Consider the following 22470-nt stretch of genomic DNA (forward strand, 5'->3'; position numbering starts at 1 on the left):
ATTGGGAGCAAGAAGGGGGGCTAATTTTGTGTGGTTTTGGGGTAACACAAAATTCGCGTAAGTGAAAATCCTTCCTATATTTGCCCTTCATCATGCTGGAGCTCCAAACATTTGAAGCATTATTTAAGGAAAACCATGCTCATTGCCTGGCCTTTGCCACTCACTACACCGGGGATACCCATGTAGCGGAGGAAATAGTACAACAGGTATTCCTGCGGTTGTGGGAAAAAAGGGATACGATCACTATTACAGGCCCGGTAAAAGCATATTTGTTTTCTGCTATCCGTAATACCGCCATCAGCCAGTGGCGTAAGGATGTTGTGCGCTCGGAAAAGGAGAATGGTTATGGGAAGATAACAGAAACAACGGTTGGTGCAGGGGAGGAAGTGAAGGAGCTGGAACGGTTGTACCGGCAGGCACTGGAAAGGTTGCCGGAGCGCTGCCGCGAGGTGTTTATCCTCAGCCGCCAGCAGCATATGAAATATGCAGAAATAGCGGAAGCAATGAATATTTCCGTAAAAACGGTGGAAAACCAGATGGGCAAGGCCCTGAAGATCCTCCACCAGGAGTTGAAGGAATACCTGCCATTGCTGACGGGGTTCCTGTTCTAAAAATATTTCCGGTCGCATAGGGGCATCTGTATTTCCCGTGCGTCTTATTAATGTAATACCGCCCGCAAGGCGGCGACTGTAAAAACTTACAACAACTAATGACACCATCTTTTCCTAACGAGGCACTGCCCGATGAGGCGCTGTATACCTTGCTCTGCAAGTATCTGCTGAATGAAGCGGATGAGGAAGAGCGTGCGTGGGTGGAAGCATGGAAGGAAACAGATCCCGGTAATATGGCCCTGCTGGTGTCGCTGGGAAAAGTATTGGATACCGCTGCGGCCAATAAAAAAACAGTGGCGACAGATACCGGCTCCGCCTGGACGCAGCTCCGGGAAAAAATGGATGAGAAGCCGGCATTGATCGCCATCAGGTCCAAACCCCGCTTCACCTGGCTGAAAATTGCCGCTGTACTGGTGGTGGCATTGGGCGCAGGACTGTGGTTCCTCACCCGCAATCATCCGGACCGGGTATATGCCGGCCCGGTAAGCGCGGAACTGAGCGATGGAAGTAAAATACAGTTGTCGGCTGGCGCCAGGATGGAAGTAGCCAGGGGCTTTAATGACCGCAACCGGAGGGTAACGCTTACGGGTATGGCCAGTTTTGATGTAAACGGCAGCGCGGAAAATCCGTTTGTGATCACACTCGGACATAACGAAGTAAAGGTGCTGGGTACACGGTTTATGATCAACTATGAACCCGTTGCTGCCACGCTGAAAGTACACGTTAGCAGTGGCAAGGTAATGGTGATCAATCATGATAAAAAAGACAGCGTGATCCTCACCGATGGGATGTTACTGCAGCATGATAACGACAGGCCCGCTTTTCGTATCGCTTCTCACGTAACAGATATGGGTAAAAGGTCATTGTCGTTCCAGGATACGCCACTTGAAGAAGTATTGCATACGATCACAGAAGTATATGATATCAAAATAGAAGTGATGGATACCGACCTGCTGAAACTGCCGGTACGGGCCAGCTTTACGGATGAGTCAACAGAAGAAGTGATGAAATCACTGGCACTTATGCTGAATGCATCATATGAAAAAGTAAACGACCGTCAATACAAATTAAAATAAGTTTTAGCCGTCAACTAAAGCTGTAGTCACACTTTCAATTTAGCTATACTATGTCGTTAGCCTTAAAACTGCTGACGGGAATATTAATATTTAGTTTCCCCTTCCAGGTTTTTGGGTGGGACTGGCAAACAAGAGTAACGGTAGTAGTAAAGGATCTGCCCCTGGAGGCGGTATGTGGATTACTGGAAAAAGAATATGGTATTCATTTTTCATATAGCAGGGAACTTGTCAACTTGTCCCGGAAGGTTACGTTAACCGCCCGCCAACAACGTCTTAAAAAATTGCTGGACGAATTGTTTTCTCCCGACGATATCCGGTTCACCCGTGTGGGGGACCAGATCATATTGTCGCCCGCGCAACGCAGCAGCCGTACTATCAGTGGTTATATTAAAGATGCCGTCAGTGGAGAAAACCTGATTGGCGCCACAGTTTATTCGCCGGTGCTCAAACAGGGCACTACCGCCAATCAATATGGTTTTTATAGTTTAACCACGGTGAAAGATACCAACAGCCTGTTGATTTCCTACATAGGCTACAAGCCTTATCTGCAGAAGATAACGGCTAAGGGCAACCAGATGATTAACGTTCACCTGCAGCCGCTTGGCAGTTTAAAAGAGGTAGTGATCAGCGCAAAGGAAGGCAGCAAGCTGCAGGAGCAAACGCAGATGAGCAGGGTAAACCTGGGCACCTCTGATTTGCAGGCGATGCCACGACTGCTCGGCGAAGTGGATGTAATGCGCGCTTTGCAGTCGCTCCCGGGCGTAAGCGGTGGTCCGGACGGCGCCGGTGGTTTGTATGTAAGAGGTGGTGGTCCTGATCAGAACCTCGTGCTGATAGACGGCACCCCGGTATTTAATTTCTCTCACTTCTTCGGTGTATACTCTATGCTGAATGCCAACGTGGTAAAAACAACGGACCTGTATAAAGGCGCGTTCCCGGCGCGTTTTGGCGGCAGAATATCTTCTGTGGTAGATATTGCGATGAAAGAAGGTGATATGAAAGCCTTTCACGGCGATGCATCCATTGGGTTCATTGCGGCTAAGTTTAATATCGAAGGACCAATTGTAAAAGACAAAACTTCCTTTATGTTTTCTGCCCGCCGTTCTTATCCGGATCTGTTAATCAACGCAGCTTTACAGGCAGAAAATACGCTGGGTAAAGATGGTGATTTCAAAGCATTCTTTTATGATGTAAATGCAAAAGTGAATCATATATTTTCTCCCAAAGACCGGCTCTTTTTAAGTTTTTATAAGGGAGAAGATAACCTGTTGCTGAAACAAACGACAGACGATACTTCCCGCATCATCAACCCGTCGAAATATATCGGTGAAAGCCTCCGTTTCCGGCTGGGATGGGGCAATACGATCGGGGCTATACGCTGGAACCATATCTACAGCCCCAAACTGTTTTCCAATGTAACCCTGAACTATTCTCAATACGAATTTTTTACGGAGATAGAACATAAATATATGCTGGCCGCTTCCGGTGAAAAGTCGGATGTATATGGAAGGTACAATTCCCTGATGGAGAGCAAGGGTGGCAGGATAGATTTCGACTACCGCCCGGCCCCACGGCATTCCATTCGCTTTGGCGCAGTTACTACAGTGCATGATTTCAAGCCCGGCCACTCCAGTTTTGAAGACAGGGACAGCCAGGTAATACCATTGGATACACTGGATGCATCGTTAAATGTAACCGGTTTTGAATTATCGTTGTATGCGGAAGATGACTGGCAGATCCGGCCTGATTTTTTTGCCAGCATAGGCTTGCATGCGTCGGCATTTTTGGTGGAGGGCCGTTTTTATTATTCGCTGCAACCCAGGCTGGGACTGCGTTATGTATTGCCCCGCAACTGGGCAGTGAAGGCGGCTTTCACACATATGAACCAGTATATTCACCTGTTGTCCGGCGATGGTACTACTTTGCCTACAGATATATGGGTGCCTTCCACACAACATGTGGCGCCTATGTTTTCACGACAACTGGCTGCCGGCGTAGCTAAAACTACGGCTAACCTGAAGTACGAATTTTCACTGGAGGGCTATTTCAAATCCATGCACAACGTGATTGAAACCAGGGAAACCAGTGGTCTCATTACTCCTCCCGCAACCCGGTGGGATGAAAATGTAACCGTGGGCAAAGGCTGGAGCTATGGCACGGAATTAATGTTGCAGAAGAAAAAAGGCAGCACCACGGGATGGGTGGGTTATACACTGGCCTGGTCTACCCGCCGTTTTCCCGATGTGAATAACGGGAAGATCTATCCGTATAAATATGACCACCGGCATGATATTGAACTGGTGCTGGTACAACAACTGGGGAAACAATGGGAACTTTCTGCCTCCTGGCATTTTAACAGCGGAACGCCGTTTACCTTGCCGGTATCCAGTTATGCCGGTACTGAAGGAGCCTCCCCCTGGGAGCCTGGCACCGGTAATAGCAGTGTTGATCGCTTCGACAACCGGAATAATTACCGGGGCGCGGCTGTTCACCGGCTGGACTTGGGTGTTACCTGGAGTAAACAAAAAAAGCACTGGACACGAAGCTGGAACCTGAGCGTGTTTAATGCGTACAACCGGAAGAACCCCTACTTTTATGCTATCAGTGAAGATGCCGCAGAACAGAAACGGTACCTGTCGAAAGTAAGCATTCTGCCTATATTGCCCAGTATTACTTATTCGGTTAAGTTTTAAAGAGATGTGTATGAAATATTTTTTCGTAGGTGCGATCGGGTTATCCATGCTATTGAGTGCATGTGAAAAAAAGGAAGAGATTAAGTTGCCTTATGAAGGCGATAAAATAGTAGTGAACACACTGATACAGCCGGATAGCGTCATCTATATCCGGGTAACGCGCAGCGTGCCTTCCAATGTATACAACGATGCCGGGTACAATGACATCCCCGGGGCTACCGTAACGCTTACGGCGGATGAGGCATCGGTATTGCCGCTGCAGGTACAAACAATCAAAGGACTCTCTTATTATGTGTCCGGCCAGAAAGCAGTACTCGGGCAGCAATATAAAGTGGCCGTGGCTGCGGCCGGATTGCAATCAGTAACGGGCACGGATACACTGCCGCCGGCGCCATTGGTATCTAACGCAGGTGCGCAGCGCAGCAGCAGCCGGGTACAGTTTACACTAAAGGACCTGCCCGCCTCCGCCGATTATTACCGGATCCGCATTTATATGACAGATGCCGCCACCGGTAAGGGCGCCTTCCTGCTTTTCAGGCTCGATCCTGCCTTTAATAATAACCTGGTTGAATACTTTTCCACGGGTAATTATAACAGTCTTGTCATGAACGATGAACGCTTTAATGGGAAACCGGTGAACTTCGTTTTACAAACAGCGGATCCCATCATGAACGCCGGTGAAATAACGGTGGAAGTAAGCGCGCTGACTTACACTACCTACCGGTACTTCAATACCCTGGCGGCACAAAGAGACGCCGGAACGGCCCTGGGCTCGCATGTAAGGGTGTTTACCAATGTTACAAATGGCTATGGCATTGTTGGCGGTATAAATACCAGGAAGATGATATTTAAGATACAATAGTTTTCTTTTGCCGGCTTACAGGCTGACGTGATATAACATAGATAAATAAGATAATATCACAGTAAAAACCTCGCGGCTTAAAGAAACGGGCATGCTTTAAGCCGTTTTACCTCCCCTATATTAATACTTCGCTATATTTTTGTTATCCCGTTTTTTATCTTAAAAACCTGCTCTATTTTTAGGATATATATTTTTATATGCCTGAACAATTCCCCGTTGATCTTATTCATCGGCTACGTACTGGTGATTTTAAGCTATTTGAGCTGATTTTCAATACTTACTGGGAAGAACTGTATGCCTACGCAGCAAAGGTTATGGGGAGTGAAGAGGATGCACGGGATATTATACAGGACTTGTTCGCCAGTATCTGGGAGCGCCGGCAGCAGCTGGAGCTGCATACCCATATCCGTTACTACCTGTTTAGTGCAGTAAGAAAGCAAATCCTGCGTAAGTTCCGCGACGACGGATTAAAAGAAAAACACCTCGAAAAATTTATCAGCCATAGTGAGCTGCGGTCGGAGCTTACCCTTAATTCCCTGATCCATAAAGATATTCTGAACCAGCTGCAGCACGACCTGCAGCACTTGCCGGAAAAAGAAAGACAGGTATTTGAATGGTACCACTTTGATGAGCTGAGCATCCGCGAAATAGCCATGATGCATGGTACTGCCGAGCAAACGGTACGTAACCAGCTTGGAAACGCCTACAAGAAAGCCCGACCACTGCTGAACCGCCTGTTAATGTTCCTCTGATTTTTGCCTCCCATGTTACCTTAATGTTAAGCCCGGATTCCCAATAGTTAAAAAGGATGGTTTATGCAACTTAGTCATAAACATCACACCTTGATCCGATCAAAAATAAATGCACTCATCGGCAAATACCTGGATGGCAAAGCTACCCCGGAAGAGGAGCAATTGCTTACCCACTGGCTGGATACACTGGCGGAAGATGCCGCTCCGGTAACGGAGCAGGATACCCGCAGCCGGGAACAGCTGCGCCGCAGCATTTTAAAGGTCATAAAGCAACGTTCAGGCCGGCCGGCTACCATGTATCCTATATGGAAGAAAATGGCTGCTGCAGCAGCTGTATTGCTGCTGGTGGGCATAGGCTGCTGGTGGATGATGAACAACCGGCCGTCCCAAAAGATCGCCTGGCTGGAACTGCGTACCGCCATCGGGGAAAAGAAAATGCTGTTATTGCCAGACAGCAGCCGGATCTGGCTGGGTGCTAATGCCTTACTGAAATACCCGGATCATTTTACGGGTACCAGGCAGGTGCAACTGGTGTCGGGAGAAGCTTTTTTTGATATAGCGCCGGCGCCCGGCCAACCTTTCAGCGTTACCACCGATAGCCTGCAGGTGCAGGTATTGGGAACCTCGTTTCATATCAGGGCCTATCCCCGGCAGTTGCTGGAAATAGGAGTGAGCACAGGGAAAGTGAGCGTTAATAAAGGCGGCCAGGTGATGGACATCTTAACGGCTAATCAACTACTGCAGGTTAACAGAAATAATTATACTTTCTCCCGGCTGTCTGTATCGTCGCCGGATATCAATGGCTGGAAGCAGGATAAAATAGTGTTCGATAATATGCCTGTTATGGATGCACTGCTATTACTGGAGAATTATTACCCGGTGAAATTCCACGTTAGAAGGACAATTGACAGGCAAATTAGCGGATCGCTCAATATGCATTTAACGATTGCGCAGATCATAAATGTACTGGAAGATCTTACGGATCATCAGCTGAAAATAACACCTGCCGGCGCAGGAAATTATACTATAGATCAATAAATATTTATTCCCTGAACTGAAATTAAAACACCGGTTATGAATGTACGTAGTACTCACTTGCGTACAAGGATCTCTGTGAAACAGATATTTCTTGTAGCGCTTATGCTGTCGCTATGCGGTAGCGTCATGTCCCAGCAAAAAACAGCCATCGTGCAGGAACTGCATATTACAGCAGGCCCGCTTGCAGATGCATTGAAAATGCTGCAAAAACAAAGCGGCGCCGACATTGTATACGATGCCGCTTTATTAAAGAACCTGACGGTAAAAACACAGGACTTCCGTTCACAGCCCATAGAAGAAGTGCTGCGCACTTTGCTGAAAGGAAGCGGGTTCCAGTTCTCCGCCACGGAAGGCGTGTACATCATTAAAAAAGAAAAGAACAAAACAACCGTAACCGGTAAAGTTACCGATGAAGAAACAGGCGTAGGTTTACCCGGCGTGAGCGTACTGGTAAAAGGAAATACACAGGGAAGCATCACCGATCCTAACGGCGCTTTCTCTTTACAGGCAGATCACACCACCGACACCCTGTTATTTACTTCGCTGGGATATAAATCTACCCGATTGGTATTAAACGGGCAGCAACGGGTAGCCATTAAACTGAAATCCGATGCCAGCCTGTTAAGCAGCGTGGTAGTGGTAGGTTATGGTTCCACCACCAAAGGCGATCTTACCGGGGCCGTTTCCCATGTAGGCGCCGAAAACTTTAACACCGGCGTATTCAGTTCCCCCGAACAACTGCTACAGGGAAAAGTACCCGGCCTGAACATTACCCGCAGCGGCGATCCAAACGCCACACCGGCGGTGATCCTGCGCGGGCCCTCCACTTTCCGTGATGGAGAAGCACAACAACCCTTCTATGTAATTGATGGAGTACCAGGCGCCAATATCCAGCTCGTATCACCTTCAGATATCGTATCAATGGATGTGCTGAAAGATGCGGCATCTACCGCTATTTATGGCGCACGCGCTGCCAACGGGGTAATAATGATCACTACCCGCCGCGCGAAACCCGGTCAAAGCTGGATCAGCTACAATGCCTATGTGGCCAATGAGCGCATCTCCAATTCCATCGACATGATGTCCAGCGAAGACCTCACCAAATACCTGCAGGACAACGGCAAAAGTATCACACCGGCTTATGATGATAAAGCCAATAACGACTGGCAGAAACTTGTTACCCGCAACGGCTTGTCGCATAGCCATAACATTTCGTTTGGCGGCGGCAACGAGAAAACAGTATTCGACGGAAGCGTGAACTACCTGCAGAATAATGGTATCATGCAAAAGTCGTCACTGGAACGGCTGAACGTAAGAGCCAACCTGGAACAACGTGCGTTCAACGACCTGTTGAAGCTGAACCTCTCCATCAGCAACAGCTTAAGTACACAAAACCAGATCCCGGAAGCGGTGTTCATGAACATGTTGAACTATATGCCTACCGTGAATATTTTTAACCCGGATGGTACTTATAAAGAAGATTTCTCGCGTACGCGCAATTACCTGAACCCGGTATCACTCATCAATAACAACAGCGACCGCACCAAAGACAAGATCATGCTGGGCAATGCCCGTGCTGAGCTAAACCTGTTGCCTGGCTTGCGTTACACACTGAACCTGTCTATGCAGGACGAGCAGATTAACCGGGATATTTATAATAACCGCGCGTCCGGCCTGGCTCAGGGCGTTAACGGAAGAGCTACACGCAGCGCCTATACGAATACACGTAAAGTACTGGAAACCTATTTCAATTACGACGTGCTTTTTGGTAAACACGATCTGCGTTTGCTGGCTGGCTACTCGTGGCAGGAAGATCGCCGTGGCGATGGATTCCAGACCTCTAACCAGGGCTTTGTATCAGATGCCACACAAGGCGATAACCTCGGCCTCGGAAGCCCCGATGGCGCCTTCCAGCCTAACTTTGGTACCACCCGCATTCAAACCCTGCGCTTCATCTCCTTTTATGCAAGAGCCAATTACCAGTTTAGTGAAAAATACCTGTTGATGGCTTCTGTAAGAAGAGATGGCTCTTCGGCCTTTGGCGCAAATAACCGCTGGGGATATTTCCCCGCTGTATCCGCAGCCTGGAAAATGAATAAGGAAAGCTTCCTCTCCGGCGTATCCTGGATAGAAGATCTTAAACTGCGTGCAGGCTATGGCGTTACCGGTAACTCACTGGGCTTCGATCCATTAATAGCAACGCTCCGCTACGATATCACCGGTAAATTCTACAATAACGGGAAACTGATCAATGCCATCGGACCGGTACAAAACGATAACCCCAACCTGAGATGGGAACGCACCGGGATGGCTAATATAGGAGTGGACTTCACTACCTTAAGAGGACGCCTGGGCTTTGCGGTGGACTATTACGACAAACGTACCACCGACCTGATTTACTCCTACAATGTGGCCGCCACCCAGTATTTTGTTGGTAACATGCTGGCAAACGTAGGCTCCATGAGCAATAAAGGGATTGAATTCCAGGTGAATGCCGTGCCGGTGAAAACGGCCAGTTTCAACTGGACTACCTCCGCCAATATTGCGCATAATAAAAACCGGGTACTCTCCCTCTCCAACGATATTTTCTCCGTGAAATATATTGAAACCGCCGAATTGGGTGGAAGAGGACAATCCGGCAATAAATCACAACGTGTGGAAGGCGGATATGCACTGGGCTCTTTCTATCTCTGGCAATACGTAGATAAAAACAGCGCAGGCCTTTCACAATTCCGCGATGCCAAAGGCAATCTGGTTACCGGCCCCACTTCCACCGACAGGGTATACACCGGAGACGCACAGCCGGCCTTTACTTACGGATGGAGCAACAGCTTTACCTGGCGTAATTTTGATGCCAACATCTTTGTACGTGGCGTATCCGGCAACAAGATCCTGAATGCTACGCTGGCTAACCTGAACGCGCCTTATGAAGCAGGTATCATCAATATCCCGCAGTATTCCAAACAGGAGTCGCCAAGCGATGTGAATGCACCTTACATTTCTTCCCGCTACCTGGAAAATGGTGCTTATCTCCGGCTTGATAACGCTACTATTGGTTACACGGTTCCCATGCATAATAAATATCTCAGGAAACTACGTTTATACGTTTCCGGTAATAACCTGTTCGTCATTACCGATTATTCCGGTATTGATCCGGAAATCAATATGGGCGGACTTACACCGGGGATTGACAACAGCAATTTTTATCCCAAAACACGTTCTTTCCTCTTTGGTTTAAACGCAACATTCTAAAAACTGACGGTTAAAAATAGCGACATGAAAAATATTTTTATCACAGGAATAGCAATCAGTTTTACTTTACTTTCAGCCTGTACAAAGTTGGATGTAAACGTGGAATCTGAATATGTAAAGGAAAATTTTCCGACCACGCCCGATGGCTTTATCGCCGCATCCGGACCTATTTATACACAGCTGAGCGGCGGCTACGCCGTAGACTACTGGCGGATGCAGGAACTCTCTACCGATGAAGCCATTATCCCCGCCCGTGGAGGTAACTACGTGGATGGAGGTCAGTATGCACAGTTGCACAGGCACTCCTGGACGAAAGATCATCCTACTGTAAAAAATGTATGGAGCTGGGCTTTCGGTGGAGTGAATACCTGCAACCGTATTCTTGCACTCTTTGAGAAGGCCCCCGATAGTGATTCCAAACCGCTGGCAATGGCCGAGGCCAGGGCGATGCGTGCGCTGTATTACTTTTACCTGATGGACTTGTATGGCAAAGTGCCCATCATCACTACTTTTGGTGATCCAACACCGCCCGAACAATCTACCCGCGAACAGGTATTTAATTTTATAGAAAAGGAACTAAAAGAAGTGCTGCCATTGCTGAGAAGGGAAAGAGGACAAGTTACCTATTCCAAACCTACGGCATGGTTTGCTTTTACGCTGCTGGAAAAAATGTACCTCAATTCAATGGTATATACAGGCAAACCCCGGTATAATGAGGTGGTGGCAATGGCAGATAGCATCCTGACCGGCAGTAAGTACGTGCTCGATGATAACTACACCAGCATTTTTATGCCGGATAACGGACCTGCTATTATGGAAACCATTTTTGCTATTCCTTACGATGGATATGTGATCAAAGGCAACCAGTTTTCCCGTTTCGGATTACATCCAAACCTGGTCGCAAAGTTTTCATTGCCTTTCCGCCCAAGTATTGCCATGAGTACCATCGGCTCCTTCTATGATAAATTCAATTTAACAGGAGATGTCCGTAACAATACCTGGCTGGAAGGACCGCAGTTCAACCCGGACGGTGCGCCCATTATGATCACCACTACCAATAAAGGGCTAAACGACAAGTATACCGGTTCCGAACCTACGAAGGAAATCAAATGGCAGCTCACCTTCTCTAAAACCATGACCTTACGTGTAGATACTACAATGGATATTGGTAATGATGAACTGGCAAAAGCCTCCGGTGTACGTTCCATCAAGTACTATCCCGACAAGAACACAGAACCTTCTGAACGTAACTCCAATAACGATGTGCCCGTTTTCAGGCTGGCAGATGTGATGCTCATGAAGGCAGAAGCCATTCTGAGAGGAGCTGCTCCCACAGCGGTAAAAGGAGAATTGCAGGATGCCGACGTATTGGTGAACAAGATCCGCACCCGGGCACATGCCCCGCTGGTAAGCGGTATCAACCTCAGCGGCCTGCTGGAAGAACGCGCCCGGGAATTCGCCTGGGAAGCGTGGCGCAGGAATGATATGATCCGTTTTGGTGTATTTGAAAGCGCCTGGGGTTTTAAAGCAGATGCAAATATCTTACACCGTATTTACCCTATACCTGTAGATGAAATTACGCTGAATCCAAAGCTGGTACAGAACGCGGGCTATTAGCGGAGGGATCGCCTTCGGCGATGTTAAATTGTCTTGGAGCAGGATTACGCTGATTATATTGATTTTTTTGATTGATTAGCCTGATTTTTACTTTCTGGATTTTTATAATGATTAAGGGAGATATATGCGGATCTATTCGCTTATATCTCCCTTAATCATTATAAAAATCAACACATAATCAATCAAAAAAATCAATATAATCAATATAATCAGCGTAATCCTGCTCCAAGACAATTTAACATCGCCGAAGGCGATCTTTTCCCTTTTGCGTAAGTCGTTTTCCTGATCCGAGCATTTACCCCCGATTTCCTGCTGTATTTTTGTGAGATGTAAACAATACCCCGGAGTTATTAGCTGTACATAGTCAATACATCCGTTGTTTGCCACCACCATTTTCTAAGGTAAAGAGTGATGAATTAAGTCCTGACAGCGGCCCTCACCGGCCGCTGGAGGCACAAACCCATAGGCCCATGTGTAATTACCAGACATTATATCACGGCGCTGCAGGATATGTGATCCGCTGCCCGCACTGCAAAGGCATTCAGTTAGCTTTTGGTACAACGGTTGTTAACCTTGATATCACTGAATTTGAATGCTTCAAGAAAATGGTCAGCCGGCTATCGGATGACCATTACCATACATCAGAAAATGAGAAGATGATTTGTTTACCCCTGCCGGCCGATCATGTAATGATGTTGGTAACCCCCGCTGAAATAACTGCGCTGGCAAATATAACAGCAGAAGTACAGGCATTGATAGACGCATACAACATCCTGGAAACGTCTTCCGGGTGCGAGTCTGCCGGTTAATGATGAAAGCCTCCGCCTTCTTTTTGTGAAAGGGGTTTTCTTAAGATGTGATCTGCCAGCCGCGGGAACGGATTTTATCAGAGATGTCGTACAATGTAAAGCCGTGAATACGGAAGTCCCCGTGGCTGTTCACCAATTATTTTTCCGGGTTAATTCGTAAATTCATAAAACAAGTTATCACATTAACATGTTTTAGAGCTATGGACGTAAAGGATTATTATAAGATTCTGGGAGTAGAGAAAACGGCAACAGCTGAGCAGATCAAAAAAGCCTACCGTAAACTGGCGGTAAAATATCATCCGGATAAGAATCCTGGTGATAAAGCCGCTGAAGATAAATTCAAAGAGATCAATGAAGCCTATGAAGTGCTGAGTGATGCCGACAAGCGCAAGAAGTATGACCAGTTTGGCGAAAACTACAAATATTATGAACAGCACGGAGGCCGGCCGGAAGACTACGACTGGTCGCAGTACGGCGGTGGCGGCGGGCAGCGCCGCACCTACTCTTATGGCAGCGGCGATATGGGTGATATGTTCGGCGGCGGGGAAGGCAACTTCTCCGATTTCTTTGAACAGCTTTTTGGCAGCCGGTTTTCAGGTGCAGGCGGCAGCCGGCGGCAACAGGGCCCCGGCAGGGGCCGCGATGTACAGGCAACAATGGAAGTATCCCTGGAAGACGCTTATACCGGCACTACCCGGCAGGTGGAAGTGGGTGGCAGCAGGCTCAATATCAAGCTGAAGCCGGGACTGTATGAGGGCCAGGTGATTCGCCTGAAAGGAAAAGGAAACCCGGGCCGCAAAGGAGGAGAAAACGGTGATCTCCTCATTACCGTGCACCTGGCGCCACATCCGCAATACGAACTGAAAGGGAAAGATATTTATACCGATCTGCCAGTGCCTTTGTATACCGCTATACTGGGAGGCAAACTAACCGTAAACACACCGGGCGTTTCGCTGAATATGAATATTCCGGCAGGAACAGACAGCGGAAGGGTTTTTCGCTTGAAAGGCAAAGGAATGCCTGCTTACGACAACAGCGGAACGGCCGGGGATCTATATATCAAAGCAATTGTACATATACCGGCAAAGCTTTCCGACAAGGAGAAAGAATTGTTTCAGCAACTTTCACAATTAAATGAGGATGGCCATGCTTAAACTTTTGAAAGACCGGGTATGAGAGATATCAACCGGACAGGCATCCTCATAGTGGTAATTATGGGCACCACTATGGCCGGGATAGACTCCAGTATCGTTAATATATCCCTTCCCGTTATGAGTAAACAGTTTAACTGTACACTCGACGAAATTGAATGGGTAATTACAGTATACATGCTCAGTTTTTCCGTATTGATGCCACTCACCAACTGGCTGAAAAACAGGATTGGCTTTTTCAATCTTTATATTGGCGCCATCTCCCTTTTTACGTTAGGGTCTTTAATGTGCGCTTTGTCTACCAGCCTGGATAGCCTGCTTACCGCCCGGGTGATCCAGGCACTGGGAGGCGGGGCTATGGCGCCCACCTCTATGGCCATTATCTCTTACGTGTTTCCGGCCAGGGTACGTGGCGCTGTGCTGGGATGGTGGGGCCTCGGCAACCTGGTGGGCCCTGCTATGGGGCCAACACTGGGAGGAATCCTCACTGAAAAGTTTGGCTGGCCTTCTATCTTCTATATCAACATTCCTATCGGCATCATTACAGTAATCCTCGCCTTCCGTTACCTGGATGTACTGCGCAAGCAGCCCAAGCTGAAACTGCCTTTTGATCTTACCGGTTTTGTGGCGCTTACCATATTCCTGGTTTGCCTGCAATATGGGGTGGCACGGGCGGAAGTAGTAGGGATCACTTCTCCCGAAATACTGGCTACACTGGGCGTAGCGCTGATCGCATTTGCTGTTTTTATCTGGATAGACAAACATAAAAAAGAGCCTATCATTAACCTGGATCTGTTTGCCAATTATTCTTTTGTAAGTTGTATCCTCGTCACTATTTCGAGGTCGGCGGCGCTGTTTGGCGGACTATTCCTCATGCCGTTCCTGTTGCAGGAGCAGATGGGCTTTTCAGAAGGGATGTCGGGGTTGCTGATTCTCCCCAATTCGGTATTCATGGCGGCAATGATGCCTTTTGCAGGGCGCTGGTCCGATAAACACGGCTCCAGGGAAATATCCATGCTGGGCATTGCGTTGCTGGCGGTATCCATGTACCTGTTTGCCCTGCTGGATAAAAGCAGTAGTCTTTCCAGTGTGATCATAACCATGACGGTGAGAGGGCTGGGCATGGGCCTTTTACTCGCACCGCTGAATGCTGCCACACTGAGTGCAGTGCGCCCCAGCGAGGTAACGATGGCGTCGTCTATCAGTACCCTGATGCAACAGGTGGGCGGAGCTATTGGTATTGCGGTACTGGCCATTGTAACCCAGGCTGCCTATAATAAATATGTGCTGGCGGGACATGAAGGCCGTTATGCACATCACCTCGCCCTGAAGCAGGGCTTTCATATTTCCCTGTTTATCCTGCTGATAACCCTGATTCCCGCCTGGTTCCTGCCCCGACGGAATGTGGCATTGAAAGATACGGATGCCCACATTGATACCTGACTTTTTTAGTGCATGATTATTGGTGAAGATAGGTTAACTTTTGCGGCATTTATGATAACAAATGGTAAGAAGCACATATTGATGATCGACGACGACGAAGATGACTTTTTCCTTGTAAACTCTTTACTACAGGATATTTCGCCCGATCAATACGTTTTGCAGTGGGTTTCTTCCTACAAAGAAGGGTTGTTGGCAATTGAAGCCCATGCGCACGATCTTTACCTGGTAGATTATCGTCTTGGCGCTTATACAGGTATTGATGTGTTGCATCATTTCCGCAACCTGGGATATAAAGCCCCCGTTATTTTATTTACAGGGAAGGGCGACTACCACATAGATAAGGAAGCGATGCTGGCCGGTGCGTCCGATTATCTCGTGAAAAGTGAGATCAACGCAGCCTTGCTGGAGAGGGCCATCCGTTATACCCTCGATAAATTCAGTCATCTCCTGGCTGTTGAAAAAAGTGAGAAACGCTATTTCAGCATCTTCGAAAAATCCAATGATCTTATCCTCCTGGCAGATTGCGAACACAAGATTGTGGCTGCTAACCCGGCCGCACTCAATGTATTAAAATACGAGGAGGCAGAACTGTACGGCAGCCATCTCCAGGGCCTGTTTGCGGAGGAAGGAGTGATCAGTTCTTTTCTCGATCAGCTTTGCAGTGATGAAGGGGTAGTGCAGAAGGAGTATGTATTCCGCAGCAAATCCGGGCAGCAGCTCGATGTAATGATCAACGCCTCGCTGCTGGATGAAAAAAAGCAGTTATACCTGTGTATCATCCAGGATATTACCGCCCGCAAACGGAAGGAAAGGGAAAAGCAGCAACAGGAAAAATTTGTCATCACCGGGCGCATTGCCCGCCTGATAGCGCATGAAGTCCGTAATCCGCTGACAAATATCCTGCTGGCGGTGTCCCAGCTTAAAACGGAGCCGGTGGCCGAAACGGAAGATTGTACACTATACCTGGATATCATGGAGCGCAACTGCCATCGTATCAATCACCTGGTAACGGAACTGCTCCAGTCCACACGGATGTCTGAACTGAACATGCTGCCACTGGGACTGAATGTGCTGGTGGAAAAAGCGCTCCAGCTTGCGGCCGACAGGCTGCAGTTGAGCACCATTACGGTGGTAAAGGAAATGTGCGAACCGGATTGCATGATCCTGGCTGATGAAGATAAGATCCTCATTGCTTTTCTGAATATTATTATTAACGGTATTGAAGCGATGAAGGCCGGTGAGGGAAGGCTTACCATCAGGACATGGCAGGAGGCAGAAAAGGTATTTGTTCGTATAACCGATAACGGTAATGGTATTTCCGCGCAGAACCTGGCGAAACTGTTTGAACCCTTTTTTACCAATAAAACAAAAGGAACAGGACTTGGGTTAACGGCTACCCAGAATATTATACTTCAGCATAAGGGTAGCATTGCGGTAGATAGTGCATTGGGAGAAGGAACTACTTTCCTGATAGGGTTCCCTATAGCGGGAGCGAACGGCATTGAATAATATCATCAGCCGGTAAACACCATCAGGTATTTACCGGCTGATGATATTATTTATCCTCTTCTTCTGCTTTGATGCCTGTTTGTGTAAACACGATCTTCCGTTGTTTGTACAGGTTGCCAATGGTCATTTTGAATGTTTTCTTACTCATCCCAAAAAACTCCTGTATCTCTTCCGGCGTCGATTTGTCATGATATGGCAGGTAGCCATTATTTTCCTGCAGCAACCGGAGGATTTTTTCTGACTCGTCTTCCACTTTATTAAATCCGGGTTTACCCAGGATCACATCTATTTTATCGCCTTTGATCTGGCGGATGAAGCCCGGTATTTTATCCCCGATTTCAAGGGGGCGGAATATTTCGTTGTGATGCAGGATGCCGGTATGCAGGTTATTGATGATAACTACGTAACCTATGTCGGTACGGCGGTAGATCACCAGGTTTACCTGGTCCTTTTCCTGTACGGTGAGGTTTTCGTTGCTGAGGTAACGGTCGATCTTTTCTGTGGCAGCAAGGCGGCCGGTGAGTTCATCGATGTATATTTTCACGAGGTATTCCTGTCCGGGCGCCATGCGGGTAAGCTGTTGCGACGAAGCCACAAACAGGTCCTTCATCAGTCCCCAGTCCAGGAAAGCGCCCTGTTTGGTAACGCTCACGGTTTTCAGCATCACAATATCCCCTGCAATCCCATACGGGCGCTGGGTAGTGGCAATCAGGCGATTTTCAGAATCGTGGTAAAGAAATACTTCCAGTTCATCGCCTACACGGGTACCGTCGGGTACAAACCTTGTGGGCAGCAGGATTTCCTGATCTATGCCTTCGAGGTACACACCAAAATCAGCTTCTTTTTTCACCCTTAACAGGTTGTATTCACCCACCTTTATCATAAAAAACGATTAATTGTCAGGCTGCAAGTTACTTATAGATTGCCGGATTGCGAGAATCATATTCTGCTTACTTTTGCAAATATCAGATATCAGGTAATACTTGTAATTCCCGGATATCCGGTCTAAAACCAACCAAACCATCTTATGACGATTTTATCATTCACCCTGATCCTGCTCGGCGGGGCCTTTTTGGCTGGTCTGCTGGGATCGCTGACCGGCTTAGGCGGCGGCGTTGTGATCATTCCCCTGCTAACCCTGGTATTTCACGTCGATATCCGGTATGCCATAGGCGCCGCTTTGGTAGCCTCCATTGCCACTTCTTCCGGCTCGGCCTCTGCATATGTTAAGGAGGGCATTACCAATATCCGGCTGGGTATGTTCCTGGAAATTGCCACTACCACAGGAGCTGTAGCGGGCGCACTGATAGCAGTGTATATGCCCACCAATGTAGTCGCCATTATTTTTGGACTGGTTCTCATTTTTTCATCCATGATGTCTTTCCGTAAGAAAATGGAGTTTCGCGCAGATCAGGGCGACAGCAAAGCGGCGGAGCAGCTGCGGCTCAACGGAAGCTATCCGTCTGCCGGCGGTGTGGTCAATTACAAGGTGCATCACGTAGCCGGCGGGTATTTTATGATGACCTTCGCGGGCGTAATGTCCGGGTTACTCGGCATCGGTTCCGGCGCACTGAAAGTGATGGCAATGGATAATATTATGCGTATTCCTTTTAAAGTGTCTACTACTACCAGCAATTTTATGATCGGCGTTACCGCCGCAGCCAGCGCCGTAGTATACCTGCAACGGGGATATATTTCCCCGGGATTATGCATGCCGGTAGTACTGGGCGTGCTGGCAGGCGCTTTTGCAGGTTCCCATTTGCTGACGCGCGCCAACGTGAAATGGCTGCGTATAGTCTTTAGCGTAGTAATAGGCTTCCTGGCATTACAGATGATCTATAACGGCATAACCGGAAAATTATAAACTATGAAACAGGCACTCTCAAAGTATTTCCGGGATAAAGATATCCAGCAGCTCATAGGCAAACAACTACGTATAGGCGTTATTGTTTCCAGTATTATCGTGTTTGCCGGCGGTGTGATCTACCTCGTTCGTCATGGTCATGAACAGCCCTCCTATGGCGACTTCACCGGTGTCAGGGAAGGACTGGCCAACCTGCCCGGGATCTGGCAGGGCGTGATGGAAAACAAGGGCATGAACATTATCCAGCTGGGGATTGTGTTATTAATTGCCACTCCCATTATTCGTATAGTCTTTTCAGTGATCGCTTTTTTAATAGAGAAAGACTACCTGTATGTAGGTATTACGCTCCTTGTACTGGGTATTATTTTGTTTAGTATGCTGGGGGGCCTAGCGGGGTAATGCAGCGTGGCGGGCCCTACGCGTCAGCGTGTCACCGCTATAAAAAACTGGTCCGGAATGGGCTGATTTTACCGGAAACTGGTATTTTTTTAGTTGGATATTTTATTCCCGTGGGAGGGAATAAAATATCCAACTACGGGAATATTATGGCGCCATTTCCATTTCGCGGAGTTCCAGCACCTGGGTGGTCCAGGTACGCAGCTCATCGCAGAGGGCAGGATTGTTCAGGAGCGACTGTCCATAAGAAGGGATCATTTTTTTCAGTTTGATCTGCCATGCCTCTGTTTGCACGTCTTCATTAAAGCAGCGTTTCAGCAGGTTCAGCATGATGGACACTGCGGTAGAAGCGCCCGGAGAAGCACCCAGCAGGGCCGCAATGGAACCATCGGCGGCACTTACTACTTCGGTACCAAATTCCAGGATACCACCATGTTCAGGATCTTTTTTAATCACCTGTACACGTTGTCCGGCAATTTCCAGTTCCCAGTCTTCCATTTTAGCTTCGGGGAAATATTCCCTCAGCGCTTCCAGCCTGTCTTCCGGCTTTTGCCTTACCTGTGCAATCAGGTATTTGGTCAGCGGAATATTATCCAAACCGGCAGACACCATTGGTACGATGTTGTTGGCTTTGATGGATAAAGGCAGGTCCATGAAGGAACCATTTTTCAGGAACTTGGTGGAGAACCCGGCATAAGGGCCAAACAGCAAGGCTCTTTGTCCGTCTATCATGCGGGTGTCGAGATGTGGCACCGACATAGGAGGCGCGCCCACAGAGGCTTTGCCATATACTTTCGCGCGGTGCTGTTCAATTATTTCAGGATTATTGCAACGCAGCCATTGTCCGCTTACCGGGAAACCGCCGAAACCCTTTCCTTCCGGAATGTCCGACTTTTCCAGCAACGGCAGGGAACCGCCGCCGGCGCCAATGAATACGAATTTTGTGTTGATGGATTGTTTCTCGCGGGTACCACGGTTTTTCACCCTGATCGTCCAGCTGCCGTCGTCTTCTTTTTTAAAGTCGCGCACATCATGGTTGAAGTGCATGCTCACACCATCCATTTTTTCGAGATGGTTAAACAAGGCACGGGTTAAAGCGCCGAAGTTCACGTCTGTACCCATTTCCATGTGGGTAGCCGCTACTTTCTGGGAGGCATCGCGGCCTTTCATTACCAGGGGCATCCAGTTTTTCAGCTTTTCCGGATCTTCGGAATACTCCATCGTTTTAAACAGATGGCACTGCTGCAGGGCATTGTAGCGCTTTCTGAGGTAATCCACATTCTCTTCTCCCCAAACAAAACTCATATGGGGAATAGCCTGTATAAAGTTGTGCGGATTGGAAATGATGTTATTTTCTACCAGGTAGGACCAAAACTGACGGGACACTTCAAATTGTTCTGCAATGTTCACCGCTTTTTTAATGTCTACTGATCCATCCTGTTTCTGTGGCGTGTAGTTCAACTCGCAAAATGCGGAGTGTCCTGTGCCCGCATTGTTCCATGCATCGGAACTTTCTGCAGCTGCCACGTCCAGTCGTTCAAAAATTGCAATGGTTAACTCAGGTTCCAGCTCTTTCAGGAGCATTCCAAGTGTTGCGCTCATGATCCCGGCGCCGATTAAAACCACATCCGGACCTGTTCCAGCTGTACTCTTGCTTCTAAACATAACCCCATTTTTATTCGAGGTGCAAAGTTACAATCAAAACACTTATGCAGGGAGAATAAATTGCTCGTTTACTACACTTTAACAATATTATTACAATTCTTTCTGAACGGATTGAAAGTTTTGAATTTGTCGCGGCGTATATATAATTTTATATTTTGGTTAAGCATTTGGCAATGAAATAATTGACTGCCCGGAAAGTTTATTTTTATTTTATGATGAACAGACGCCTGTTTTTAAAAGGAGTATCCGCAGCAGTAGTGATTTCTGCCTGCGGTAAAATAGTAAACGCCGTAACGCCACGGCACTTCGACAGTAAAACCATTTTCCGCTTTGCGGTTGGGTCCGACTGGCACTATGGAGAACCTAAAACCAATTACGACCAGTATTTCCTGGACCTGCAAACGGCTTTTAACCAATACCAGCACCAGTATCCCTGCGAGTTTTTTACGTTCAACGGAGATATCATCCACAACGATCCGGCCCTGTTGCTGCCCGCCGCCGCCAAACTGAAACAGCTGCATCCCAAACTGCTGGTTACCCACGGAAATCACGACATGGTGCCGGCGGCCGCCTGGGAACAGGCATGGGGAATGCCCCTCAACCACGACATCGTAATGGGCAACTATGTAATCCTCCTCGGCAACACCGCCGATGAAAAAGGAAAGTATATCTGCCCGGATGTTGACTGGTTCGCACAAAAGCTGGAACAATACAAAACGGTTCAAAACATATTCATCTTCTTACATATTACCCCGGTAAAATGGACGGATAACGGGCTGGATTGCCAGGAATTCCAAACCCTGATCCGGAAATATCCGAATATCAGGGCCATCTTTAACGGACATGACCATGACCAGGACAGCGTTAAAATGCTCGACAACTGTCCCATCCCCTTCCTGTTCGATGGTCACGTAGGCGGCAGCTGGGGGGTTGGCTATCACGGTTTCCGGGTGGTGGAATTAAAAGAAGATGGCAGCCTGCTCTCTTTTATTATGAACCCGCTGAAAAGACAGAACGAACGGGTTTTTCCGAAAGTTTAGCTATTTTGCCGCTACATTCGGGATGCAAAAAGAAAATCTATGCTGGAGGAACTTGAAAAAGATTACGGATTTACCTATCCAACGCTCTATAAACAATTATATAAGGATGGTATGCTGAACTGGGGTGAGTTTGGGGAAGACTGGCTGGATAAAGTATACCCTGCTATCAAAACCGCACCGCCTTTACTGTTATATGCCAACGATCTTGAAATAATGGCCCTGCCCACCGTGGACGAAGAAATGGATGAAGGACTGCTCTTCGCAGACCCTGTACACCAGTTTGTTCCCTTTGCCATGAGCGGCGCCGGCGACTGGTTCGCTTTTTACTACAACCTGCAAAACGGCGACGATGTGCCCATTGTACAGGTGTTTCATGATTCCAATGAAGCCTGTATCCTGGCTAAAAACCTGCAGGACTTTATCTTTTTACAAATGCTAGAAGCCGTAACGGACCTGGATCCCAGGAACCCTTCGTTGATTGCACATGGTAATATGAAAGAAAACTGCGGCAACTTCCTGCGCACACATGCTCCTTACCTCACGCCACACCAGGCGGGGATCATAGAAGCGGTATATAGTTTTGGAAGATTGACCAACGTGGCCCTGCACGAAATTGTAGAGAAAGAAATGAACTTTGAATGGCTGGATAGCAGCTTCCCTTACCAAACCAGGGGATAACAAACCGGCTAAAA

At 47.8% G+C, this 22470-nt stretch carries 18 protein-coding genes; 16 read left to right on the forward strand and 2 right to left on the reverse strand.

Translation table 11 applies throughout. The annotated features are described in order from the left end of the window. Positions 1-92 precede the first annotated feature (92 nt). The 12 genes from ACMXI2_RS00490 (at position 93) to ACMXI2_RS00545 (ending at position 16813) form a co-directional block, all read left to right on the forward strand. Complete coding sequence (locus ACMXI2_RS00490) at positions 93-611, forward strand: RNA polymerase sigma-70 factor (RefSeq protein WP_483779785.1); 519 nt, start codon at positions 93-95, stop codon at positions 609-611. Between the two features lie 98 nt (positions 612-709). Beyond that, the gene (locus tag ACMXI2_RS00495) at positions 710-1687 is read left to right on the forward strand and encodes a FecR domain-containing protein (protein ID WP_483779786.1); all 978 of its coding nucleotides are present in this window, start codon (positions 710-712) and stop codon (positions 1685-1687) included. Between the two features lie 50 nt (positions 1688-1737). After that, the gene (locus ACMXI2_RS00500) at positions 1738-4380 is read left to right on the forward strand and encodes a carboxypeptidase-like regulatory domain-containing protein (RefSeq protein ID WP_483779787.1); all 2643 of its coding nucleotides are present in this window, start codon (positions 1738-1740) and stop codon (positions 4378-4380) included. Between the two features lie 10 nt (positions 4381-4390). Continuing rightward, entirely contained in the window at positions 4391-5242 is an 852-nt protein-coding gene (locus ACMXI2_RS00505) for a DUF4249 domain-containing protein (protein WP_483779788.1), read from the forward strand. Between the two features lie 197 nt (positions 5243-5439). Next, the gene (locus ACMXI2_RS00510) at positions 5440-5994 is read left to right on the forward strand and encodes an RNA polymerase sigma factor (RefSeq protein WP_483779789.1); all 555 of its coding nucleotides are present in this window, start codon (positions 5440-5442) and stop codon (positions 5992-5994) included. Between the two features lie 90 nt (positions 5995-6084). Further along, a complete protein-coding gene (locus ACMXI2_RS00515) occupies positions 6085-7032 on the forward strand; it encodes a FecR family protein (RefSeq protein WP_483779790.1) in 948 nt (315 codons plus the stop codon). Positions 7033-7068: 36 nt separating this feature from the next. Then, positions 7069-10284, forward strand: coding sequence for a SusC/RagA family TonB-linked outer membrane protein (locus ACMXI2_RS00520; protein ID WP_483779791.1), 3216 nt, complete (start codon positions 7069-7071; stop codon positions 10282-10284). A 24-nt stretch (positions 10285-10308) separates the two neighbouring features. Continuing rightward, complete coding sequence (locus ACMXI2_RS00525; RefSeq protein WP_483779792.1) at positions 10309-11901, forward strand: RagB/SusD family nutrient uptake outer membrane protein; 1593 nt, start codon at positions 10309-10311, stop codon at positions 11899-11901. A gap of 380 nt (positions 11902-12281) precedes the next feature. Further along, the gene (locus ACMXI2_RS00530; protein ID WP_483779793.1) at positions 12282-12710 is read left to right on the forward strand and encodes a DUF6686 family protein; all 429 of its coding nucleotides are present in this window, start codon (positions 12282-12284) and stop codon (positions 12708-12710) included. 200 nt (positions 12711-12910) lie between these two features. Next, positions 12911-13864, forward strand: a complete 954-nt coding sequence (locus ACMXI2_RS00535) for a DnaJ C-terminal domain-containing protein (protein ID WP_483779794.1) — start codon at positions 12911-12913, stop codon at positions 13862-13864. Between the two features lie 18 nt (positions 13865-13882). After that, on the forward strand, positions 13883-15304 hold the full coding sequence (locus tag ACMXI2_RS00540; RefSeq protein WP_483779795.1) for a DHA2 family efflux MFS transporter permease subunit: 1422 nt from the start codon (positions 13883-13885) through the stop codon (positions 15302-15304). Between the two features lie 51 nt (positions 15305-15355). Continuing rightward, positions 15356-16813 (forward strand): two-component system sensor histidine kinase NtrB, encoded by a 1458-nt coding sequence (locus ACMXI2_RS00545; protein WP_483779796.1) that lies wholly within the window; start codon positions 15356-15358, stop codon positions 16811-16813. A 46-nt stretch (positions 16814-16859) separates the two neighbouring features. On the opposite strand, the gene ACMXI2_RS00550 is transcribed toward ACMXI2_RS00545, so the two are convergent. After that, positions 16860-17696, reverse strand: coding sequence for a CvfB family protein (locus ACMXI2_RS00550; RefSeq protein WP_483779797.1), 837 nt, complete (start codon positions 17694-17696; stop codon positions 16860-16862). 144 nt (positions 17697-17840) lie between these two features. Here ACMXI2_RS00550 and ACMXI2_RS00555 point away from each other — a divergent pair, with 144 nt between their 5' ends. Both ACMXI2_RS00555 and ACMXI2_RS00560 read left to right on the forward strand, forming a co-directional pair. Beyond that, entirely contained in the window at positions 17841-18677 is an 837-nt protein-coding gene (locus ACMXI2_RS00555; protein ID WP_483779798.1) for a sulfite exporter TauE/SafE family protein, read from the forward strand. A gap of 3 nt (positions 18678-18680) precedes the next feature. Next, positions 18681-19076: a DUF1634 domain-containing protein gene (locus ACMXI2_RS00560; RefSeq protein WP_483779799.1), complete on the forward strand. Its 396-nt coding sequence runs from the start codon at positions 18681-18683 to the stop codon at positions 19074-19076. A gap of 144 nt (positions 19077-19220) precedes the next feature. On the opposite strand, the gene ACMXI2_RS00565 is transcribed toward ACMXI2_RS00560, so the two are convergent. Continuing rightward, on the reverse strand, positions 19221-20738 hold the full coding sequence (locus ACMXI2_RS00565) for a malate:quinone oxidoreductase (RefSeq protein WP_483779800.1): 1518 nt from the start codon (positions 20736-20738) through the stop codon (positions 19221-19223). Positions 20739-20950: 212 nt separating this feature from the next. On the opposite strand from ACMXI2_RS00565, the gene ACMXI2_RS00570 reads away from it, so the two are divergent. After that, a complete protein-coding gene (locus ACMXI2_RS00570; RefSeq protein WP_483779801.1) occupies positions 20951-21778 on the forward strand; it encodes a metallophosphoesterase family protein in 828 nt (275 codons plus the stop codon). Between the two features lie 39 nt (positions 21779-21817). Further along, positions 21818-22456, forward strand: coding sequence for an SMI1/KNR4 family protein (locus tag ACMXI2_RS00575; RefSeq protein ID WP_483779802.1), 639 nt, complete (start codon positions 21818-21820; stop codon positions 22454-22456). The last annotated feature ends 14 nt before the right edge of the window (positions 22457-22470 follow it).

The organism is Chitinophaga sp. G7 BAM 1005, assembly GCF_057126945.1.

Bases quoted from the DNA above. Each gene is read 5' to 3' on its own strand.
- ACMXI2_RS00560 (WP_483779799.1), top strand. From the start codon at position 18,681: ATGAAACAGGCACTCTCAAAGTATTTCCGGGATAAAGATATCCAGCAG.
- ACMXI2_RS00570 (WP_483779801.1), top strand. From the start codon at position 20,951: ATGATGAACAGACGCCTGTTTTTAAAAGGAGTATCCGCAGCAGTAGTG.
- ACMXI2_RS00575 (WP_483779802.1), top strand. From the start codon at position 21,818: ATGCTGGAGGAACTTGAAAAAGATTACGGATTTACCTATCCAACGCTC.
- ACMXI2_RS00525 (WP_483779792.1), top strand. From the start codon at position 10,309: ATGAAAAATATTTTTATCACAGGAATAGCAATCAGTTTTACTTTACTT.
- ACMXI2_RS00505 (WP_483779788.1), top strand. From the start codon at position 4,391: ATGAAATATTTTTTCGTAGGTGCGATCGGGTTATCCATGCTATTGAGT.
- ACMXI2_RS00540 (WP_483779795.1), top strand. From the start codon at position 13,883: ATGAGAGATATCAACCGGACAGGCATCCTCATAGTGGTAATTATGGGC.
- ACMXI2_RS00555 (WP_483779798.1), top strand. From the start codon at position 17,841: ATGACGATTTTATCATTCACCCTGATCCTGCTCGGCGGGGCCTTTTTG.
- ACMXI2_RS00550 (WP_483779797.1), bottom strand. From the start codon at position 17,696: ATGATAAAGGTGGGTGAATACAACCTGTTAAGGGTGAAAAAAGAAGCT.
- ACMXI2_RS00545 (WP_483779796.1), top strand. From the start codon at position 15,356: ATGATAACAAATGGTAAGAAGCACATATTGATGATCGACGACGACGAA.
- ACMXI2_RS00520 (WP_483779791.1), top strand. From the start codon at position 7,069: ATGAATGTACGTAGTACTCACTTGCGTACAAGGATCTCTGTGAAACAG.
- ACMXI2_RS00495 (WP_483779786.1), top strand. From the start codon at position 710: ATGACACCATCTTTTCCTAACGAGGCACTGCCCGATGAGGCGCTGTAT.
- ACMXI2_RS00535 (WP_483779794.1), top strand. From the start codon at position 12,911: ATGGACGTAAAGGATTATTATAAGATTCTGGGAGTAGAGAAAACGGCA.
- ACMXI2_RS00565 (WP_483779800.1), bottom strand. From the start codon at position 20,738: ATGTTTAGAAGCAAGAGTACAGCTGGAACAGGTCCGGATGTGGTTTTA.
- ACMXI2_RS00490 (WP_483779785.1), top strand. From the start codon at position 93: ATGCTGGAGCTCCAAACATTTGAAGCATTATTTAAGGAAAACCATGCT.
- ACMXI2_RS00510 (WP_483779789.1), top strand. From the start codon at position 5,440: ATGCCTGAACAATTCCCCGTTGATCTTATTCATCGGCTACGTACTGGT.
- ACMXI2_RS00500 (WP_483779787.1), top strand. From the start codon at position 1,738: ATGTCGTTAGCCTTAAAACTGCTGACGGGAATATTAATATTTAGTTTC.